Origin of the sequence: Myxococcus sp. AM010 (genome assembly GCF_013372585.1) — a bacterium.
Lineage (GTDB): Bacteria > Myxococcota > Myxococcia > Myxococcales > Myxococcaceae > Myxococcus > Myxococcus vastator.
This window is the reverse complement of record NZ_JABXEO010000073.1, coordinates 25,780-46,323: the sequence shown is the minus strand read 5'-3', so window position 1 is coordinate 46,323 and position 20,544 is coordinate 25,780. Positions and strand designations below refer to the sequence as shown.

18 protein-coding genes are annotated in these 20,544 nt (G+C 69.5%); 9 read left to right on the top strand and 9 right to left on the bottom strand.

Going from position 1 to position 20,544, the window contains the following annotated elements; all coding sequences use genetic code 11:
- The 5 genes from HV826_RS27575 to HV826_RS27555 form a co-directional block, all read right to left on the bottom strand.
- The coding region (locus HV826_RS27575) for a cell wall metabolism sensor histidine kinase WalK (RefSeq protein ID WP_176419943.1) at nucleotides 1-1,495 on the bottom strand (1,495 nt) is incomplete at its 3' end.
- Nucleotides 1,492-1,869, bottom strand: coding sequence for a response regulator (locus tag HV826_RS27570; RefSeq protein WP_176419942.1), 378 nt, complete (start codon nucleotides 1,867-1,869; stop codon nucleotides 1,492-1,494). The genes HV826_RS27570 and HV826_RS27575, both read right to left, overlap by 4 nt.
- Before the next feature lie 327 nt (nucleotides 1,870-2,196).
- On the bottom strand, nucleotides 2,197-3,171 hold the full coding sequence (gene bla, locus HV826_RS27565) for a class A beta-lactamase (RefSeq protein ID WP_176419941.1): 975 nt from the start codon (nucleotides 3,169-3,171) through the stop codon (nucleotides 2,197-2,199).
- Nucleotides 3,172-3,355: 184 nt separating this feature from the next.
- Nucleotides 3,356-3,730: a hypothetical protein gene (locus HV826_RS27560; protein WP_217918803.1), complete on the bottom strand. Its 375-nt coding sequence runs from the start codon at nucleotides 3,728-3,730 to the stop codon at nucleotides 3,356-3,358.
- A gap of 135 nt (nucleotides 3,731-3,865) precedes the next feature.
- Nucleotides 3,866-5,506 (bottom strand): PQQ-binding-like beta-propeller repeat protein, encoded by a 1,641-nt coding sequence (locus HV826_RS27555; protein ID WP_176419939.1) that lies wholly within the window; start codon nucleotides 5,504-5,506, stop codon nucleotides 3,866-3,868.
- A 199-nt stretch (nucleotides 5,507-5,705) separates the two neighbouring features.
- Here HV826_RS27555 and HV826_RS37490 point away from each other — a divergent pair, with 199 nt between their 5' ends.
- The gene (locus tag HV826_RS37490) at nucleotides 5,706-5,894 is read left to right on the top strand and encodes a DUF5953 family protein (protein WP_368671003.1); all 189 of its coding nucleotides are present in this window, start codon (nucleotides 5,706-5,708) and stop codon (nucleotides 5,892-5,894) included.
- Between the two features lie 133 nt (nucleotides 5,895-6,027).
- On the top strand, nucleotides 6,028-6,483 hold the full coding sequence (locus tag HV826_RS27550) for an SMI1/KNR4 family protein (RefSeq protein ID WP_176419938.1): 456 nt from the start codon (nucleotides 6,028-6,030) through the stop codon (nucleotides 6,481-6,483).
- 56 nt (nucleotides 6,484-6,539) lie between these two features.
- Here HV826_RS27550 and HV826_RS27545 read toward each other — a convergent pair whose 3' ends face one another.
- The gene (locus tag HV826_RS27545) at nucleotides 6,540-7,451 is read right to left on the bottom strand and encodes a DUF2381 family protein (protein ID WP_176419937.1); all 912 of its coding nucleotides are present in this window, start codon (nucleotides 7,449-7,451) and stop codon (nucleotides 6,540-6,542) included.
- A gap of 37 nt (nucleotides 7,452-7,488) precedes the next feature.
- Nucleotides 7,489-9,330 (bottom strand): serine/threonine-protein kinase, encoded by a 1,842-nt coding sequence (locus HV826_RS27540; protein WP_176419936.1) that lies wholly within the window; start codon nucleotides 9,328-9,330, stop codon nucleotides 7,489-7,491.
- A gap of 210 nt (nucleotides 9,331-9,540) precedes the next feature.
- Here HV826_RS27540 and HV826_RS27535 point away from each other — a divergent pair, with 210 nt between their 5' ends.
- The gene (locus tag HV826_RS27535) at nucleotides 9,541-9,903 is read left to right on the top strand and encodes a helix-turn-helix transcriptional regulator (protein ID WP_176419935.1); all 363 of its coding nucleotides are present in this window, start codon (nucleotides 9,541-9,543) and stop codon (nucleotides 9,901-9,903) included.
- On the opposite strand, the gene HV826_RS27530 is transcribed toward HV826_RS27535, so the two are convergent.
- A complete protein-coding gene (locus tag HV826_RS27530; protein ID WP_176419934.1) occupies nucleotides 9,900-11,063 on the bottom strand; it encodes a serine/threonine-protein kinase in 1,164 nt (387 codons plus the stop codon). The genes HV826_RS27535 and HV826_RS27530 overlap by 4 nt on opposite strands.
- A 407-nt stretch (nucleotides 11,064-11,470) precedes the next feature.
- Between HV826_RS27530 and HV826_RS27525 the strand changes: the two genes are divergently transcribed.
- The 6 genes from HV826_RS27525 to HV826_RS27500 all read left to right on the top strand — a co-directional run bounded on the left by HV826_RS27525 (nucleotide 11,471) and on the right by HV826_RS27500 (nucleotide 20,009).
- Nucleotides 11,471-12,748 (top strand): DUF2380 domain-containing protein, encoded by a 1,278-nt coding sequence (locus HV826_RS27525; RefSeq protein WP_407938439.1) that lies wholly within the window; start codon nucleotides 11,471-11,473, stop codon nucleotides 12,746-12,748.
- On the top strand, nucleotides 12,745-13,215 hold the full coding sequence (locus HV826_RS27520; RefSeq protein ID WP_176419932.1) for an NUDIX hydrolase: 471 nt from the start codon (nucleotides 12,745-12,747) through the stop codon (nucleotides 13,213-13,215). The genes HV826_RS27525 and HV826_RS27520 overlap by 4 nt, the downstream gene beginning before the upstream one ends.
- A 92-nt stretch (nucleotides 13,216-13,307) precedes the next feature.
- Entirely contained in the window at nucleotides 13,308-13,778 is a 471-nt protein-coding gene (locus HV826_RS27515; protein ID WP_176419931.1) for an NUDIX hydrolase, read from the top strand.
- A 544-nt stretch (nucleotides 13,779-14,322) separates the two neighbouring features.
- The gene (locus HV826_RS27510; protein ID WP_176419930.1) at nucleotides 14,323-14,544 is read left to right on the top strand and encodes a hypothetical protein; all 222 of its coding nucleotides are present in this window, start codon (nucleotides 14,323-14,325) and stop codon (nucleotides 14,542-14,544) included.
- 450 nt (nucleotides 14,545-14,994) lie between these two features.
- A complete protein-coding gene (locus HV826_RS27505; protein ID WP_176419929.1) occupies nucleotides 14,995-16,620 on the top strand; it encodes a PAS domain-containing sensor histidine kinase in 1,626 nt (541 codons plus the stop codon).
- Entirely contained in the window at nucleotides 16,617-20,009 is a 3,393-nt protein-coding gene (locus HV826_RS27500) for an ATP-binding protein (protein WP_176419928.1), read from the top strand. The genes HV826_RS27505 and HV826_RS27500 overlap by 4 nt, the downstream gene beginning before the upstream one ends.
- Here the strand turns inward: HV826_RS27500 and HV826_RS27495 are convergent.
- Nucleotides 19,995-20,510 (bottom strand): helix-turn-helix domain-containing protein, encoded by a 516-nt coding sequence (locus tag HV826_RS27495; protein ID WP_176419927.1) that lies wholly within the window; start codon nucleotides 20,508-20,510, stop codon nucleotides 19,995-19,997. The genes HV826_RS27500 and HV826_RS27495 overlap by 15 nt on opposite strands.
- Nucleotides 20,511-20,544: the final 34 nt, after the last annotated feature.

Here is a 20,544-nt window from a genome sequence, read left to right as displayed (position 1 = left end):
CCTCTTCCCCCACGCGCACCCTCACCCCCGCGCCCCGCGGAGAGAACTTCACCGCGTTGGACACCAGGTTGGTGAGCACCTGCACCAGCCGGTCCCGGTCCACCTTCACCCGCGGCGCGCCCGTCACCTCGGCGTGGAGCGAGACACCCGCGCCGTCCGCCATGCCCCGGACGCTCGCGAAGGTGGACTCCACCAGGTCCGCGCATTCCGGCGTGGAGCGCTTCAGCTCCAGCTTGCCCGCCTCCATCTTCTCCAGGTCGAGGATGTCGTTGATGAGGCGGATGAGGCGCTCGGTGTTGGTGCGGGCGATGCGCACCATGTCCAGCGCCTGGGGCGGAATATCACCCACGATGCCGCCCTCCAGCAGGCCCAGGGAGCCACGGATGGAGGTGAGCGGCGTGCGCAGCTCATGGCTCACGGTGGAGATGAACTCGTTCTTCATCCGCTCCACCGCCTTGCGCTCGGCGATGTCGCGCACGAAGACGGTGTAGCGGGGCGGGCCTTCTCCGGGCACGCGGACGATGGTCAGCTCCGCGGGGAAGGTGCTGCCATCCCCTCTCAGACACGGAGACTCCAGCCGCGTGGCCTGCCCCGACGCGGTGCTCCGCCCCGCGGCCAGCACCTTCTGGCGGGCACCGTCCGGCAGCTCCGCCGGGAGCGCCACGGAGAGGAAGTCGCGGCCCACCACGTCCGCGGCGGCCACCTGGAAGGTCTTCTGTGCCGCGGGGTTCAGCTCCAGCAAGGCCCCGCCGCCGTCCAGCAGGAGGATGCCGTCCGGAGAGGCCTCCAGGATCGCCGCCTTGCGCGCCTCGCTGGCGCGCAGCCCGTCGTTCGCCTCGGACAGGGCCTTGGTGCGCTCCTCCACCCGCCGCTCCAAGTCCGTGTTGAGCGCGGCCAGGTCGGCGGAGGCGCGCGACAGCCGCACCATCACCACCAGCACGTAGGCCACCAGCGCCAACGAGACGAGGAAGAAGATGATGCGCGAGCGCTCGTTGCGCTCCTGCGTGCGCTCGTAGAGCTCCAGGTAGGTGTTGATGAGGCGGTCCGCCCGCGCGCTGACAGTGCCCTCCAGCAGGGCCTGGACGGCCGCGTCCGCCTCCTCCTTCGCGCCCCGCGCGTCCGCGGCGCGGGTCCGCTCCAGCAGCGCGGCGCTCTCCTCCAGCGCGCCGACGAACAGGTCCAGCGCCGCGTTCATCGTGCGCTGGTCCATGGCGGACAGGAAGGAGGGGAACCGCCGCAGCGCGTCCGCGCGGGCTCGCAGCGCGGCGAAGTCCTCCGGGCCCGCGCCGTGAAGCGTGCGCAGGCCCATGCGTTCGCGCAGCACGTCCATCTCCAGATCGCCGCTGGCCACGCGCAGGTGCCGCAGCGCGCCGCGGTAGCGGTCATTGTCGGAGGTGGCCCAGGGGCGCCCCATGGCGAACAGGCCACACAGGAGCAGCAGCGCGCCCGCCGCCAACACGCCCGAGCGACGCGGCAGGCGAAGCCCCTGCCTCATCCTGGCACCAGCTTGCGAATCTCCTGAGGCAGCGTCATCGGGTCGAAGGGCTTCCCGATGACGCCCAGCGCGCCCAGCTCCAGGTAGCGGGCGACCTCCTGCTTCTGGATTTTCGCCGTCATGAAGATGATGGGCGTGTGCGCCGTGGCCTCCTCGGCGCGCAGCCGGCCGAAGGTGGTGGGCCCGTCCATGCCCGGCATCATCACGTCCAGCAGGATGAGGTCTGGCTGCTCCGCGCGGGCCTTCTCCAGGGCCTCCGCGCCCGACGCGGCGAGCACCGTCGTCCATCCCCCCACGCGGCCGAGGCTGAGATTGCCGATGGTGCGGATGTCCTCTTCATCGTCAACGAGCATCACCTTGCGAAGGGTCGTCATGGATGAGGCGGGACTCTACCAGGGCGGCCGTGCCCTGAAGCGGCCGAGGCAACGCCAGGGGTTGGACCGATGTGGAGTGGGAGCCGAGCGTCGGCAGCGCTGACGGCGGGCCGAGGGGACGGGTGCTCGCCCGTCGGCGGAGTGGGACGCGTGTTGGACGTTTGAGCCCTGGGAGGCTCAAAGTCGACGGACGCCCCTTTGCCCATGCCGGACGCTCTCCTGCGAGGCAGCGGACACAAGCGGGGCCGGTCGAAGCAGCGCGCAGCGGAACCTGTCAGTCACCTCGCGTGAGACATGCCGCGAACGACAGGCGGCGCCCAGTCCACCTCAGCCGCGGTCACCGGCCCAGAAGTCGAACGCTTCGCGGGCGACATCCGCGATGACCCGTTCGCGGGTGGCGTCGTCGGCCGGCGACTCGGAGACGAACACCGCGACCACCAGCCGTCGCCCGTCCGGCAGCGTCACCAGCCCGATGTCGTTCGTGGCCGCGGTGATGCCGTCAACGGTCCTCGATGTCCCCGTCTTGTGCGCGACCGGTGTCCCCGCGGGCAGACGTCCGCGGATCCGGTTCGGGCCCGTGGGTGTTTCGGTGAGGAGGCGCAGCAGGTGCCGCCGCCCGTCCGCCGACATGCCCCGTCCCGCCTCCACCGCGAGCAACAGGGCCGCCGCGCCTTCAGGCGTCGCCCAGTTGCGGTACTGGGCCTTGGGGTCGCGCCCCATCTCCTTTTCGGTGACCGCGACCTCGACGCCGTCGACCTTCACGCTGCGCAGGTATCGCGTCACCGCGGCCGGGCCACCGACCAGGCCGAGGAGGACATCCGCGGCCGTGCCGTCGCTGCCCGACGCGGCACCGCGCAGCAGCTCGCCCAGCGTCAGCTCGACGCCGTCGGGGTGAGCATCGCGGATCGGGCTGTGCTGCCGGTCGGACACGAAGTCCGCGGGCTCGACGCGCACGCGCTGGTCCAGTCGCAGTTCGCCCCGGTCGACGGCGTCCAGGACCGCCATCGCGAGCGGCAGCTTGAACACGCTCTGCATCGGGAAGCGGCGTCCGCCGCCGAGCACGACCGCATCACCGTCCGCGTCATCGTTGGCCAGGACCACCGCGACGCCGACCGGGCCCTCGGCCGGCGCGACCGCACGCTCCAATCGTTCACCGAGCTCGTCGTGCGCCGCCATTGATGCTGCGCGCGCGTCCACCGGGGCTGGGCCCGCGGCGCACCCCCACGTGCCGAGCACCGCCAGCAGGACGAGGGCGGCGACGAACAGGCTCGAACGATGATGCGCGCGAGTCTTTGATGACATCTCGCCATCATTCTTCGCGGCGCGATGCGTGGCAAGGCGCCGACGCCCCCGCGCGACGGCGAATGACGGCCCTGATTCCAACTGCGTCGCCGGCCTCGCCCGCGCGGTCCGAGGCCCGCGCCACCCGTGCCCAGGACGGAGGCGAACACGAACATCATGCGCATCGGGAGGGTCCTCGTCGCCGTCACCCGGCGCGAAGCCGCCGGTCGATGAGGGCGCCGACGACCGCGCCGACCAGAATCGGCACCAGCGCGTAGAGCGGAATGAACACGAGCGCGATGGCGGACTGCGCGTCCCCCGCCAGGTTCAGCGACCCGTGCGCCCAGGCGAGGAAGCCGAAGCCCGCCAGCGCGGGCGCCAGCAGCGACACCGGCCGTCGGTAGAAGAAGCTGACGGCGAGGAGCGCGCCCCACGCGAGCGCGTTGAACACGCCGAGCAACAGCGTCGCGCCGAGGCCGTCGCCCGCGTACTGCTGCGCCCAGTCGAGGCCATGCGGCAGGCGTGCTGCGTACGGGAGCAACAGCCCGATGACGACGATGAGGATACGGGCGGTGCGCATGGTCATGCCGGACTCCATCGCTTTGCAGGCCGCTCAACCCGACGAACGGCGGCGCTGAAGAATATCCCGTCTGGCTCCAGTCCCGGCTCCGCGGGTCTCCCTCCAACCCCAGCGTGGCACCGCGCAGTGAGGGCGCTACGGCTCGCCCGTGAGCACGCGCCCGTCGTACACCCGGATGTAGCCCTCGCCCTGGTCCGTGACGGCGCCGAAGCCGCCGGTCACCACGACGTGGCCCGCCGGGGTGAGCGAGAGGTCGCTGATACGGACCGGACCTCCCGTCCCCGTGCTCCCCTCGACGTAGGTCACCGGGCCGAGCGCACGGGTCGTGAGGTTCATTGCCGCGAACCAGCCCCGGCCAAACTCCGTTCCAACCGCGAGGGGTTCGTGCCCGCCGACGAGCAGCGTCCCGGAGGACGCGAAGGTCTGCAGGGTGACCACGCCCGGCCCGTTCGGGATGGTCGCGGTCCACTGCGTCACCCCATTCGCTCCAATCCACCGCTGGGTGAAGCCCCCGGCAGACTGGGAGGTGTTGGGCAAGAGGGTGCTCGTCGCGCCCTCGGCGTTGACGGCGAAGAGGTCCCAGCCGTCCTGCGTCTCCCACAGGGTGGCACCCTCCGCGCTGTACTTCCGGAGGTAGGACTTCACGAACACCGACTCCCCGGACGTCTCGTTCCGGTTGAACACGCTGCCGGACAGATAGACCTCCCCCTGGTCATTCACCGCCAGGCCAGAGGCGTAGTTGAACTGGCCCTCATTGAAGCGCAGGCTCCAACGCTTGGCAGCCTGCGGCGAGATGGCGATGAGTTCGAGCTGACGCGCGAGCTCATGATTGCCCAGGCTCAACAGCACGTAGACGTTCCCGCTTGCGCTCACCGCGAGCTCGGGCCAGTTGGGATTCTCGACGGATTCTGAAGAGGTCCACAGCACCTGCCCGTGCGTGTCGTACCGGGTCACCCGTCCGAAGTAGTCCACCACGTAGGCATTGCTCGCGCCATCCAGGGCCATCTCCACCCCGCCGCTCAGGGGGACCGACCAGCGCAGCTGCCCGGTGCTGCTGAGCCGCTGCAGCTGCCCGACCTCCAGGACGACGATGTCACCACCGGCCGAAACCGCCACGCTCCGCGGATGAGAGCCCCGCCGCGCCTCCCACCGCAGGAGGGACTCGAGCGCCTCCAGGGAGACAACCTTCGTCCCGTCCATGACGAGCGAGCAGCCGCCACCCGCCACCACGGCGCAGGCCCCGCCCCAGGTCGGAATCCCCGCTGGCGCGGCCCGGAGCGTCACCTGCGCCTTGCGGACCGGCATCCTGCACGGCTCGTCGCAGGACCAGCCTTCCCCGTCGGCCCCCACGCGCGCTCCGCCACCCGGCAGGCTCCTCACCTCCACATAGCCGACCCCCATGCCCTTGAGGACCGCGCTGTCCACGTCGGGCGCGCCCTCCACCTCGAGGCGGGCCTCGCTCGGCCCCGCAAGCCGGGGCGAGAACCGCACCCGCACCTCGCACTCCCTGCCCGCGTCGAGGAAGCGCTCGCAGGTGTTGGCGGTGATGGTGAACCCGCTGCCCTCCACCTTGACGGACACGGACTCCACCGCCGACGGAGACGCGTTGCGCACGGTGAAGAGCTGCTCAGGGGAGGACCGGCCCACCTCCAGCTCACCGAAGTCGGCCTCCTCCCGGTCGATGATGAGCACGGCCGGCTTCTGTTCTTCGCGAGAGCACGCGGCGGAAAGGACAGACGCGCTGAGCAGCAGGGAGAGCAATGGCTTGCGAAGCATGCGCGGCCTTGTATGCGAGCCCATGTCCGCGTGACAAGCTGGCACAGGCATCATCAAGCCGAGGACAAGCGCCTCGGGCTCGTCACGGCGGTAGATGACTGAGGGCTGAGCCGCCGATGCGCATCCGAATTCGTGGCCCCCACGGCGAGGGGCGGCACGTCATCAGCGGCATCCTGCCGTGCGGCAGTAGCTCGCGAACATCCAAGGCGACTGGCAAGGGCGCTTCCAGCGGCGGCAGGTGGGCGGGTGGGTCGTGCAGCTCACGGACGCGCCGCTCGACCTGGACAACCCCACCCACCTGGACGCGCTCAAGCGGGCCTATGAGCGCTTCCCGGAGATTGGCGGTCGCTCGGCGCCTTGCCCCCCTCAGCTCGGGGGCCCCAAGTGAGAGCGGCCTGGCGCTGTTCGGTGGACGCCTCACAGTCACCCACTGCTGCTGCGACTCCCCCCAAGGTATCGGACCTCAAGCATCGTGGCGAAACATGGGGTCTGACCGGCCTCACTTGAACTGAGGTACGGCCATGCCCATCGACGCCCTGCTCGCAGCGCTCTCGCAGCACCACTTTCCCAATCCTCCAGCGACGCCTGCCCAAATCGCGGCCTTCGAGTCTCGCGTGGGATGGAAGCTCGATGCTGACCTACGAGCCTTCTACCTCCACTGTGACGGAGCGGCGTTGTTCGAGTCCCCTCCTGACGCGAACTATCGGATTCTCCCGCTGGCGGAGATTCGACGTGCGCGCCTCGCGGTCTTCGGCCGTGACGACGACGCCTACGGCTCACCGTCGTTGTATGCCCTGGTCGACATGCAGGACACCAACTACGTCGTCGTAGACGTGGAGCCGAAGTTCACCAGGTACCCGCTGTTCGATGCCTTCCATGAGACGTTCCCGGCGGTGGAGCAGATTGCACCGTCCTTCGGGGACTTTCTCATGCGGGCGCTGGACAGCGGCGGGCGCTCATTCTGGCTGGAGGAGTAGCCGCGCGACGGTGCTCGCCGCTGCCTGCGCCGCTCACCCTGGCGCCCCGCGACACCTCAGGGGAACGTCACGTTGCCAATCGTCACCGTGCGAGGACCCTCTGCCTCCCACAGCTTGAGCGAGAAGGAGCCGCGTGCGGATTCAGCGGACGCTTCTGCCTCAATCACCACGCGCCCAGGACCACCTGATGCAATGGGTGACGCTTGCCACACGCGGAGCACCTTCAATTCAGTTCCAGGGGGACCGCGGAGTGCGGCGCCACTCGCAGTCCACGGCAGTCCTCCCCGCAGGCCACTCAGGAAGACTTCCAGGGCGACACGCGTCTTCGAGCGGAAGCTTTGAACCATGAAGGGCTGGAGGGCGCTCCTCCGGTCCGAGGAAACCGTCTCAGTCACGACCCGGCCGGCCACACCGTTCGCATCGATGCCGCCGGTCGCGAGCAATCCCGCGAGCCCCACCGGAGCGCCATGCTCCGACACCAGATGCGCGCGCTCTTCCTGACACCGTAGCATCTCGGCTCGCGCCTCCCTCGCTTCCTGCTGGTACGACTCAACGGTCCTCGCGCTCCGATACACTTCGACAAGCCTGTCCGAACGCGCGGGATGAATCGTCAACAGGAACGAAGCACCAGGAGGCGCTGCGCCGTCGCGGAAGCGCACAGACAGCCGGAACTTCTCCCCAGGAGTTCCCCGCTCCGAAGGAACCAGCCGCATCGTCGTGCGGCCCACGTCGACATTCGAGAAGACGTGCCTCCCCTCCAGGGCGATGCCCTCTTGAACCAACTCCGAGTCAAAGAGAATCACGGTGGACAAACCGGGGCTGACTGCAATCTCGGTCAGCGCGCCTGAGTCATCCGGCCCCAACTCGATTCGCCGAGCGCCGTTTCCCGGCACCATGTTCCCTTGAGCCGCCGCGCTCCCCGCCAGGAGCGCGAGCCAGAGGAGAACGACCAATGATGTTGCATGCATCCGTCCGCGACTCCCTCACGCGGCGCCCCGCGCCGCATCACTCAAACTCGCGCACCGCCCTCACATCGCCGGTCGTGAAGACACGGGCCGAGGTGGGACTGTCGTCCCCCGGCTTTCGCTCCAAGCCCTTCACCAAGGACTCGGACTGCAACTCCAGGCACACGGGAAAGCTCTTTCCATCGCGCGTACGCGCATGGGTGAACCGACCATAGACGCGGTCACTCACGATGAGGCGCCCAGAGAAGATGGTGGCAGTCGGCACGCGATTCCACCTGCCGAGCAGCAGCACTTCAGCCGGCCCATCCTTCACCGTCATGACTTGCGGCTCGTCGACCAGAAAAGTCACGCCATAGTGGTCTTCTACTTTGACGCCCCACCGCGCCATCTCCTCAACGGCCCCGTCTGGACACGGCTCATAGGGAGGAGGCGGGCGCACCTGCGCTCCAGGACACGCCAACCCCGTGCAGGCCGCCACCGCGACAAGCGCCTTGCTCATGATACCCGCGCCCTTCCTTCCAGGCTTTGGTGGCGGCGGGGTCTGGGTCTTCTCCATCTTCACGGTTGTGGCCTCGGGGAGCATCGCAGGGGCAGCGAAGGCCGCAGGGGTGGACTCCTTGCCGGAGAGGGGCGCTGCGGCGTGGACAGCTTGGGATGAACTCTCCGGGCGCGCTACTTCCTGACGGAGCGGCACGGCCCCCGCATCGCGCAACGTCCGCGAGCTCCACGCCCACCCCACCGCGACCAGCACCGCGACCAGCGCCAGGGCCGCCGTGCCCCAACGCAGCGAGGTCAGCACGGGCCGCGAAGCTTGTTCCGACGCGGCGCTCCGCTCCTCCAACGATGGCGCCTGCGCCTCCAATGGAGGAGGCCTCGCCTGCTCTCGCCGCTTGCCGCGCCGGGGGCGGCGCAGCGGTTCGTTCAGCCACTTGTCGAAGGTGTCCCTGTCCCCCTCCGTCGTCGCGGTGTCCTCGCCGTGGGCGTCACACAGCGGCACATCCCATGTCGCGTCCGCGCCTCGCAGCACCTCCTCCAGCGTCGCACACAGCGCCCCCGCGCTCGGCACCCGCGCGACCGGCGCCTTCTCCAATAGCCGCAGGCACACGTCACTGAGCGCCGCGGGCACACGCGCGTTCACCAGACATGGCGCAAGCGCTTCATTCGTGATGACGACATCCGCCAGCGTGAAGTGGTCCCCCACGAAGGGAGGCCGCGCGGTGAGGAACTGGTAGAGGACCACGCCCAGCGCCCACAAGTCGTCCAAGGGGCCCGGCGTGTAGAAGGCCCCAGGCACCCGGGCATGCTGCCGGAAGAAGCTCCACGCCTCCGGAGCGCGGTACTCGGGCGTCCCAGGCGGGAGGATGTCCACCGTGATTCCTGGCGCCCCCGCGTAGTCCCCCACGCCGAAGTCCACCAGCTTCGCCGCGCCATCCACGGTGCGCACCATGACGTTGGCCTCCTTCACGTCACGGTGAAGCACACCTGCCTCGTGGACGGCCTCCAGCGCCCGCGCCACGTCCAGCACGACGCGCGCCACCTGCCGCGCGGAGGGGTTCTCCTCGGACGCCCACACGTCCAACTGCCGCCCTTCCACGTACTCCATGACGATGACGCCAAACTCCGGAGACGCCACCGGCCACTTCCCGAAGCCATGAAGGCCCACCACGTTGGGGTGACGCAGCTTCAGCAGAATGGAGACCTCACGCTCCAGCCGCGCGCCCACGCGCGCCAGCTCCAACAGCTTCAGCGCGTAGGCCTGCCCCTCACACCGTGCGAGGTACACGGCCCCGAAGCCGCCGCTGCCCAGCCGGCGCTCCACCGTGTAGCCCACCACCTGGACGCCGGGCGCGAGCACCGCGAGGGCAGGCTCCTTGTGCCTCATGGCGTCCGCCTCCCAGCCTTCCGGACCTCGCCCATGCGCGCACCCTCCCAACGGGCCGCGGACCCTACCAAAGGGACTGCTCCGGATGGAGTCCGTCCTCGCGACCGGCTTGAGCCGCTTGACGTCTGACATCCAGCATCAACATCTAGACGTCTGGCATCCCATTCCACTACGAAGGAGGGATGGAAGAAGTCACCTTCGGGAAGTTCCATGAATGAAGAGCTGGCAATCACCATCGGCACGGTCGCGCGGGAGGCGCGGGAGAAGCTGGGGATGACGCGCGCCGAGGTGGCCGAGCGCGTGGGCCTCGTGGAGCCCGCCTACGGGCGCCTGGAGCGAGGGAAGGTGTTGCCCAGCGTCCCCGTCTTCCACCGCCTCAGCCTGACGCTGGGCCTCTCGCCCGAGGTCCTGCTGGGCACGACGCCGCGCGGGACAGGGAAGAAGAAGCCTCCACGCGCTCCGTCCCTTGAAGCGGAGACGCCCGAGCTGCGCCGCCTGCTGGCGCTCGCGCGGAAGCTGGACGAGGAGAAGCTGGACGCGCTCCTCCACGTCGCCACCGCCCTGACTCGCTAGTCTTTCTTCGCGAGCGCCTCGAGTTCGTGCGCGTCCAGCCCCTCCGGGTAGAGGCCACCCTCACCGAACTCCACCACGTCACGCAGGCAGCCTCCCTCCGCGATGACGCGGGCGACCTCCGCCTGGGCATCCTGGCGCCCAAAGGTCGGATGCCGCTTTGTCAGCGCCGCGCGCAGCACGGCGCCCAGGTCCGCCGCCGTGGCGAAGCGCTCTCCCGGGACAACGCGCAAGGCCGTGTGGAGGAGGGCCTTCACGTCCGCGGACAGCCCCGCCACGGCCACCTCGACATCCGCCGGACTGAAGCTGGCGAGCAGCACGCGCATCTGCGTCAGCGGCACGGAAGGGAGCTGCTCGGCCTGGAGAGGACTGAGCCCCCTGGGAGGTGAAGGCACGTCCTCCACGTCGAAGAGGTGCGTGCCCGTCAGCAGCTCCACGAGCACCACGCCCAGACTGAAGACGTCCGAGGCCGGAGACAGCGGCAGGCGCTCCAGATACTCAGGAGAGGCATAGGCCACGTCACCTCGGACGAGGTTGGCGGGAGACTCAAGCCGCCCCACCATGAGCGAGTAGGCGGCGCCGAAGTTGGCGAGCTTCACCCCGCCATGCGCCCCCAGGTAGATGTGCCGAGGGTTGACGTCCCGGTGGATGATGCCCAGCGGCTTGCCGGTCTCGCCTCGCGACGTGTGGGCGTGGTGGAGGGCGTCCGCGACCTCGGCGCCGATGTAGAGCGCCAGCGCCTCTGACACGGGCTTGCCCCGCGCGATGCCCGCGCTCACCAACGTGTCCAGCGAAGGCCCGTCCACGTACTCCATGACGACGTGAGGCGTGTTCCGGTGAATCTTCAGGTGGAAGACCTGGGCGATGCTGGGGTGATTGAGCCCGAAGGCCAGTTGAATCTCATCGGAGAGCCGCTTGCGCTCCTCGTAGCTGGAGGGGCTGGGCAGACGACGCACGAGGCACCGGCCCGGCACCTCCTCCTCCAATGCATAGCGGTGAGCCAGGAGCAGCGCCTCGCCCGTGGGCATCCGCATCAACTCACGGACGGCCTCGTACCGGACGCCGCCCACCGTGAAGAGCGGCTGGGGTGTATTCGGAGCCGCGGGTGGAGGGGGGACGTGGGACCGCGCGGGGCGTCTGTCACTGTCGGTCGTGGAGGGCATGCGGTCCTCGGGAGGCAATGCTTGGGTTTCCGAGGATTCTCGACGATATGAACCCTTCAAGTCCATAGAACATGGACTTTATAGATTCACAGCATCAGGATATGCGCTGGCGAGTCCTGGGAGGGAAGCTCTACGCGATGGACACGGGGGCACGCTAATCTTTCCCAAGGCGGAAGGGGGCGGCAATGCGCGCTGACGTACTGCTGTTGGTGGTGGCTGTGCTTGCCACGGGGTGCGCCTCGGCGCCGAATGCTCTCGAACGTGACGGACCGCTGCGCTACACGCCGCGCGTGGCCGCGTCCCCCGCCTGGGTAGAACCGCCAAGCGATTCAGGACCCGAGGTGCGCCCACGGCGATTGCGCCGCAAGGGGCTACGTCACGACGTCACGGAAGCCGGGCCTGGCACCATGTCTGGAGCTGCCGGAGGTAGGGAGCGGAGTGCCGCAGCGACGCGCCAGGCCGTCCTCGACGCCATTGACGAGGTGAAGCGCTCCATGGAGGGCAGCGAAGCCGCGCGCTCCCGACTTGCGTCGCGTCCGCCCTCCCTCGGTGGCCGTGGGCTCGCCGGGGTGTTCACGCGCTATCTCAACCACGGCTCCGAGCAACGGGCGTGGCTCCGACGAACGCTTGGGAGCGCCACCGCGCTGGTGAGCGTGGCGTCGCAGGTGGGGGACTCCGACATGGAGTTGGGCGTCCTCCGCATGTCGGGACCTCGCCTCCAGGCCGCGATGTTCGGAGCCCTGCTGCTGGCCACGTGGGTGGACTTCCTCCAACTCGCTGACGCCGTGGTACGCGACTGTCCCATGTGCGGTTACGAGAAGCTGTTCGTGGACCTGCATCGAGTTCAAAGCATGATGACTCCGACGCTGGCAGACCTCGCCTCGGGGGACTCGGAGCGCGTAGAGGCGGCGGCGACCGCGATGCCCGTGCTGATGGGGGAGCTGACCCACGAGTTCGACGCGATTCATCGGGATGCGCGCTTGGCCATGGAGTTCGGCGGCAAGGTCATGGTGGCGGCGCAGGTGCTGGAGATGCTCACCATGGTTTCCACGCTGAAGATGTCGCTGCCTCGGCTGCCCCCGGCCGCACCCGCGACGCTCGGCGTTGGGTTCGTCATGAGCTCGGGTGGCGTCATGGTGGGCTCGCGAATCGTCGTTTCCGCGGAGTGGGTGGAGCTGATGCGCAGGCTCGTGCAGGCGGGCGTCATCTCCCTCCCGGCCGTCAGCGCGGCCATCCGCATTCACGGCGGACAGGTGATGATGGCCCAGGCGCACCAGGACTTGCCCAAGGGCGTGCGCGACGCGCTGGGAGACAGCCCCGAAGTGCGCGGCATGCGGGTGACGGGCAGAGCGGGCGCGGGCATGTCCGACGCACCGAAGCACCACGTCCTGCCGAAGGAGCACCGTGCGTGGTTCGAGGCGCGCGGCTTCAAGGGGGACATGGACATCGACCAGTTCTGCGTGCGGCTGGAGCGGGCCCACCACGAGGCGATTCACGGTGGAGGGAACTGGAAGCTGGGGCGCATTTGGCCCGGCGAGTGGAACCGAATGATCATGGGTGTTTTGCAAGAAGCCGAGACGGTGGCCGGACGGAAGTTGACGAGGAATACGGTACTGAAGCTCGTCGCAAAGGAGATGAAGCGCTATAGCATCCCGACGAAATTCACTTCCTGGAGCGGGAGATGAACGAGGGAAGTTCCTGGCGTGGCGATTGGCCGGCACGGCTGTATGAGCGGGTTCGCGAGCTCGGCTACGACTCCCTTACAGCTTTTGCAGAGGCACGCCCTACTGCCTCGTTGGTCGAATTGGCCGATGTGCTGGGCAATGGAGACCTCGCAGGGGTGCAGGTGTTCAGGGGGCTGGTCGAGGAGGCAGAACGTGCCCATCAAATCACTCGGTTGGTGCGCAGCCAGTTCGTTCGTGAGCTGTCTGAGGGGCTACCGAACGGTTGGCCGTCGGTGCTGGATGACGAAGCCCGGCTAGAGGTCGCCATGGTGCTTGGATCCTGGTTTGGTTTCACGCCCGTTACGCATCAGGAGCGCGTCAGGCAGGTCAACGCGGCACTTCTCACTCATCCGCCCCCCGCGGGTTGGCGCCCGCTCGGTCCTGACGACGCGCTTCTCCGGACGCTTCTCCCTGACGACGAAGCCTGAACGAATGCGGTGGCCCCGCCAATTGGTGAGATGGGGCGCCACGTTGCTACGCCGCCACTCCATCCCCGGAACTTCATGATGGTGAGCTCCCGATGACCGACGAACGTTCATGGCGAGGGAACTGGAAGGCCCGCCTGCATGAGCGCGTCCGTGAGCGCGGCTACGACTCACTCACTGCTTTCGCCGAGGCCTGTCCCACCGCATCGTTGGTGACACTGGCCGAGGAGCTTGGTCCAGACGACGTTGCCGGAGTTCAGGTGTACGATGGCTTGGTAGCCGAAGCGGTGCGAAGCAAGCAAGTGCCCCGCTTGGTGCGTGGACAACTCGTGCGTGAGTTGTGGGGGAGTCTCCCAGATGGCTGGCCAGCCGTGTTGGATGACGACAACCGCTTCAAGGTCGCAAAAGCACTTGGCCTGTGGTCCAGTCTCATCCCCGAAACGCATAAAGAGCGGGCTCGGCCGGTCGGAGCTGCGCTTATCGCCAATCCCCCGCCCCCTGGCTGGCGCCCGCTCGGACCTGACGACGCGCTGCTCCGGACGCTCCTCCCTGACGACGAAGCCTGAATGGCCCCGGAGCTGCCTCCCATTTCACGTGCTGCCTGCGGATATGTGCTCGCAGGTCATTCCCTCCGCGGGCTCAGCCCCGTGAGCTTTGGCGAGTGCGTCGAGCCCCCAGCAGGAACATGAGCCCTGCGAGGAGTGGCTCCGAGGTGGTGGTAGTGCAGCCAGACTTGGACGGAGCGTCATCATCCGGGACGCCGTCACCTCCATCTGGGACGCCGCCATCCGTTGGGAGGGGGCAGCCGGGTGTTGGCAGCCCTCGAGGGTAGGTCTCGCAGATGCCCTGGAACGTGCCGGGGTCGATGATGCGCTTCTGCGTATCGCCCCATGGCAGGTCGCGAGACATCGTGGAATCGGTGCGTGTCAGCAGGGCGAACCCCAGCCCCTCTCCGATGGAGCGTGTCACCAGGCTCTGGACATCTCCGACGACGCAGCCGGGCTCGATGACTCCCTGGTCGCAGGGGGGACCGTCCAGCGTGGTGAGCATGCCATTGCTGTTGTTGAGGCTGATGTTGGTGCCGAGAATCTCACCGGTGGACAGCCGGAAATGGCTCGTCTCATCAACGACATCATTCGGCGCGAAGGGCCAACAGTCATACTTTCGGAGCAGGTGTCACTCTGCCAGCAGACATCGTTATCGGGGACGATGTCCGAGCAGTTCACCTGGCGGAAGGTCACCAGCATCTTCCCGTCGAGCGGCATCGGCGCGGGATGGGGCACATCCTCGCCGGGCGTGAACACCAGGTCCGAGCAACTGGCCACGGCCTGATTCCAGGTGTTGAACGCGGCGGTGACCGCGGCCCTCTCTTCAGCGGTCGGGTGGCCACCCGAGGTGGTCATCGCATAGGTCACGGCCCTGTCACCGCGACACAGCTCCACCCCTTCGATTCGTGTCCGTTCGTAGGACTGTGCCCGCGCGCTGGACACATTGAAGAGGATGAAGAGAGGAATGAATAGAAAAACCCTGGAAGGGAGCATGTCCGGACAATCATAGACGGTGCTGGAGCCCCATCAACCGCTCCGGCGTGCGCTCGACTCGGAAGGCAAGCGGGCGTTCGGCCGGGCCTCCATAGCCGCCCTCCGAGGAGGCGTTCGACCGCCGGTCGCCAGGAAGACGCCTGTGCGTTGATTCGTGGCGGCTCCAGAATCTTTGGGACGCGGTGAGCGTACTCACGCTGTTAACTCAGTCCACCCGAGCCGGGGTACGGAGGAGGCATATTTGGGTGGGGCTGAGACAGCCGGAGACGCGCGCTACCAGGAGCTGTTCAACGGAGCGGATGTCTCCCTCTGGGAGGAGGACTTCACCGCCGTCGCGTCCGCGCTCGACGGCCTGCGTGCCTCCGGCGTCCAGGACCTGCGCGCCTGGCTCGTGGAGCACCCCGGGTTCGTGATGGAGGCCGCGGGGTGGGTGAAGGTCGTGGACGTGAACGAGGCCACGGTGCGCCTGCTCGAGGCGCGCGGCCGGGATGAGGTGCTTGGCACCCTGGCCCTGTCCCGCCTCTTCGTCCCGGAGACGGTGAAGGCCTTCACCGCCGAGCTCCTCATGTTCTGGGACGGCGGCACGCGGCTGGAGCTGGAGACCGAGCTTCAAACGCTGCGGGGGCGCCACATCGACGTGATGCTCACCCTCACCCGGCCGTCGAGCGAGCGCAGCGACCGGGTCTTCGTCACCATGCGGGACGTCACCGTCCAGAAGGCGTCCCAGCGGGCGCTCCAGGAGAGCGAGGCCCGCTTCCGGAACATGGCGGACCACGCGCCGGTGATGCTGTGGATGACGGACGTCACCGGCCGCTGCGTCTACCTCAGCCGGACCTGGTACGAGTTCACCGGACAGACGGAGGCAGCGGGCCTGGGCTTCGGCTGGCTCAAGGCCGTGCATCCCGACGACGCCGAGCAGTCCGGGGCGGTGTTCCTCGACGCCAACGCGCGGCGCAGCCCCTTCCGGCTCGACTACCGGCTGCGGCGCTCGGATGGTGCGTACCGGTGGGCCATCGACTCGGCCAGCCCCCGCTTCGGGCCGGGCGGCGAGTTCCTGGGCTACATCGGCTCCGTCATCGACATCTCCGAGCGCAAGCAGGTCGAACAGGAGCGCGAGGCGCTGCTGACCGCCATGGACGAGGCCATCCGGCTGCGCGACGAGTTCCTCGCCGTGGCCAGCCACGAGCTCAAGACGCCGCTGACGCCGCTCAACCTGAAGCTGCAGACGCTGGCGCGAGCCACCCTGGAGCGGCGCGGACCAGAGCTGCTGGAGCGGCTGCCCGCGGACCTGGCGGTCATGCAGCGGCAGGTGAAGCGGCTGTCGACGCTGGTGGGTGAGCTGCTGGACGTGACGCTCATCAGCAGCGGTCAGCTGCGCCTGGAGCTGGAGCCGGTGGACCTGAGAGCGCTGGTCCAGGAGGTGGCCGCGCGCTTCGAGGGTGAGGCACAGCGCACCGGGACGCCCATCCAGGCGGAGCTGGACGAGGTGGTGGTGGGCCAATGGGACCGGGTGCGGCTGGAGCAGGCGGTGTCCAGTCTCCTCTCCAACGCCCTCAAGTACGGCGTGGGCCACCCCGTCTACCTGCAGGCGGGCGGGACGGCGGAGCGCGCCTGGTTCAGCGTCCGTGACGAAGGCATTGGCATTCCCCCCGAGGCCGTGGGCCGCATCTTCGAGAAGTTCGAGCGCGCCGTCTCCGAACGGCACTACGGCGGACTGGGCCTGGGGCTGTACGTCACGCGGCAGAACGTCAAGGCCATGGGCGGCACCATCGACGTGCGGAGCACGCTGGGCCAGGGCGCCACCTTCGTGGTGCACCTGCCCTGCCAGGTTCCTGGCGCGAACGCTGCGCGGGGAATGGCGTCATGAAGCGCTCCCAGGCAGTGGGGGAGGTGCTGCGCGGCGGCGGCGAGTGTGGCGCGCTGCTGCGGCGGGTCGACTGGGCGAAGACGGCCCTGGGCCCCGTGGAGTCGTGGCCGCAGTCCCTGCGCACCACGGTGGGCATCGTGCTGGCCTCCAACTACCCGCTCTACCTGGCGTGGGGCCCCAGGTACGTGCAGATGTACAACGACGCCTACCGGCCCATCTGCGGCGCGACGAAGCACCCCGCGGCGCTGGGGCAGGAGGCCGCCGTCACCTGGCCGGAGGTGTGGAGCAGCATGCTCGCGCCCGGCTGGGAGCGCATCCAGGCCACCGGAGAGCCCATCCGCGTGGAGGACCTGATGATGCCGCTGGACCGGAACGGCTACGTGGAGGAGTGCTACTTCTCCTACAGCCACAGCCCCATCCTCGACGAGTCCGGCGGCGTGGGCGGCATCTTCGCCGCCCTGGCCGAGACGACCGAGCGCGTGCTCAACGAGCGGCGGCTGCGCACGCTGTCCGCGCTGGGCGTGGCGGCCCTGGGCCAGGAGACGCCGGAGGCCACCTGCCGCGAGACGGCGCGCGTGCTCGAAGGCAACCCGAACGACGTTCCCCTGGCGCTGCTGTACCTCACCAGCGCCGAGGAGAAGGCGGCGCGCCTGGCGGCCACCAGCGGCGTGGCGCCGGGCGACCGCGCGGCCCCGTCCGTCATCCCCCTGGACGACGAGGCCGCCCCGGACACCTGGCCCCTGGCCCATGTGACCCGCACCGGCGCGCGGCTGCGGCTGGAGCGGATTCCCGCGGCCCTGGGCCCCCTGCCCGCCGGCCCCTGGCCGGAGGCGACCACCTCCGTGCTGGTGCTGCCCATGCCACGGCCCGGACACCCCCGGCCGCTGGGCTTCCTGGTGCTGGGCATCAGCCCGCGCCGGGCGCTGGATGACACCTACCTGCGCTTCCTGGAGCTGGTGGCCAGCGGCGTGACGACGGCCGTGGCCACCGCGCGCGGCCGCGAGGAGGAGCGCCGCCGCACCGAGGCGCTGGCGGAGCTGGACCGCGCCAAGACGGCCTTCTTCAGCAACGTGTCCCACGAGTTCCGCACGCCGCTGACGCTGATGCTGGGCCCCGTGGAGGATGGTCTCCAGGACACCGAGGAGCCGCTGGGCCCGCGCCAGCGCCAGCGCCAGGAGACGGTGCACCGCAACGGCCTGCGGCTCTTGAAGCTGGTCAACACGCTGCTCGACTTCTCCCGCATCGAAGCGGGCCGGACCCGGGCCGCCTTCGCGCCCACGGACCTGGGCGCGCTCACCGCGGACCTGGCCAGCGCCTTCCGCTCCACGGTGGAGCGCGCGGGCCTGAAGCTCGTCGTGGCGTGCCCGCCGATGCCGGAGCCCGTCTGGGTGGACCGGGAGCAGTGGGAGAAGGTCATCCTCAACCTGCTCTCCAACGCCTTCAAGTTCACCTTCACCGGGGAGATTCGCGTCGCCTGCGCGGCGCAGGACGACGGGGTGGAGGTGTCGGTGGCGGACACCGGCACCGGCATCCCCGAAGCGGAGCTGCCGCGCATCTTCGAGCGCTTCCACCGCGTGCAGGGCGCCCGGGGCCGGAGCTACGAGGGCAGCGGCATTGGCCTGGCGCTGGTGCAGGAGCTGGTGAAGCTGCACGGGGGCGCCCTCACCGTCCGCAGCACCGAGGGCGAGGGCAGCACCTTCACGGTCCGGCTGCCGCGCGGCAACGCGCACCTGCCAGCCGAGCACCTGACGGCGGCGGAGTCACGCCACACCACCAGTCTGCCCACCTTCGTCAGCGAAGCGGAGGCCTGGCTGGGCGCCCAGCCCCCCGCCGCCTTCACCGCCACCGAGGACACCCCGGCCATCCGCGGCGAGCCCCGGCCGTCCTCCCACGCCAGCGCCACGGTGCTCCTGGTGGAGGACAACGCGGACATGCGGGACTACGTCCAGCGCCTGCTGAGCGGACGCTACACGGTGGAGACGGCCGCCGACGGCCGCGCCGCGCTGGCGTCGGTGCGGGCCCGCCGGCCGGACCTGGTGCTCAGCGACGTGATGATGCCGGGGCTGGATGGCTTCGGGCTGCTGCGCGCGCTGCGCGAGTCGCACTTCACCGCGGACATCCCCGTCATCCTCCTGTCCGCCCGCGCGGGCGAGGAGGCCACCGTCGAGGGGCTGGAGGCCGGCGCCAACGACTACCTGGTGAAGCCCTTCTCCGCGCGGGAGCTGCTGGCGCGCGTGGAGGGCAACCTCGCGTTGTCCAGGGTGCGCGAGGAGCAACGCCGGGTCGAGCAGGCGCGGCAGGCGCTGGCCGTCGTGGTGGAGCAGAGCCCGGATGCGATTGGCATCGCGGACACCGAGGGCCGCGTCACCTACCTCAATGAGGCCGCGCAGCGGATGCTGGGCGTGGCGGGACAGGAGGCGGCGCGCCGCACCGTCTTCCTGGACTACTTCCCCGAGGAGGACCAGGCCTTCATCCGGGACACCCTGCTCCCCGCCGTGGCGACGCGGGGGCGCTGGGAGGGTGAGCTCCAGCTGCGCAACCTCCAGACGGGCGCGCACCTCCCCGTCTTCTACAACGTCTCCACCCTCACCGACCCCCGGACGGGCCAGCCGGTGGGCATGGTCGCCGCGGGGCGCGAGCTGTCCGCGCAGAAGCGCCAGGAGGCCGAGGCCCGCCGGCGCGCGGAGTTCGAGCAGCAGCTCATTGGCATCGTCAGCCATGACCTGCGCAACCCGCTCAGCGCGATTCAGCTGGGCGCGTCCGTGCTGGCGCGGCGGGAGGAGCTGAACGAGCGGAGCCTGCGCGCGGTGCTGCGCATCCAGTCCTCCGCGGAGCGCGCGGTGCGGATGACGCGCGACCTGCTGGACTTCACCCAGGTGCGCATGGGCGGCGGGCTGCCCGTCCACCGGCGGCCCGTGGACCTGCACGAGCTGGCGCAGCAGGTGATTGAAGAGCTGCGGCTGAGCCACCCGGAGCGGGAGCTCCACGTGAAGTCGGACGGGGACGCCTTGGGAGAATGGGACTCCGACCGCGTCGCGCAGCTGCTGGGCAACCTGGTGAGCAACGCGCTCCAATACAGTCCCGAGGACTCTCGCGTGACGGTGCGCGTCCACGGCGAGGCGTCGCGGGTCATGCTGTGCGTCCACAACGAGGGGCCCCCGATTCCCGACGACGCCAGGGAGCGGCTCTTCCGTCCGCTCCAGCGGGCACAGACGGGCGGCGCCAACGCGGGGCGCAGCATTGGCCTGGGGCTCTTCATCGTGAAGCACATCGCCGAGTCCCACGGGGGCACCGTCGACGTGTCGTCCCGCGAGGGCCAGGGCACGACGTTCATCGCGTGGCTGCCCCGGCTTCCTCCAGGACAGGCCACCGCCTCAGACAGGCGCTGAGCGCGAGCCCGTCGCCCGGCGCTTGCGCGCCGCGCGCGCGGCGGGCTTCTTCACCGGGGTGGCGGGCCTCTTCACCGGGGTGGCGGGCCTCTTCACCGGGGTGGCGGGCGCCGGGGCCGCCGGCGGAGGCAGCACCGTGACGACGGCGTTCACCACCCGGGACACCGCGCGGAGCTGACCGGGCTCGAGCTCCCGCAGCTTGCGCGTCATGCGGCGCAGCTCCACCGGGTCTTCCTTCACCGCCTTGCGGGGCGTGACGGGCGCCCCGTCGGAGCGGCCCACGCCCAGCAGCGCGTCCGCGGAGACCTGGAGCACGTCGCACAGCCGGCGCAGCGTCTGGGTCCGGGGCAGCATCTTCCCGCGCTCCAGGCGGCTGTAGACCTCCATGGCCATGCCCATGCGTTCGGCGACGTCGCCCTGGGTGAGGCCCAGACGCAGGCGCGCGTCACGCGCGGCGCCTCCCAGCAGGGCTGCCAGCTTGTGGTCGACGGGTTCACGCATGACGGCCGAGGGTCTCACGCTCGCAGGGTCCTGC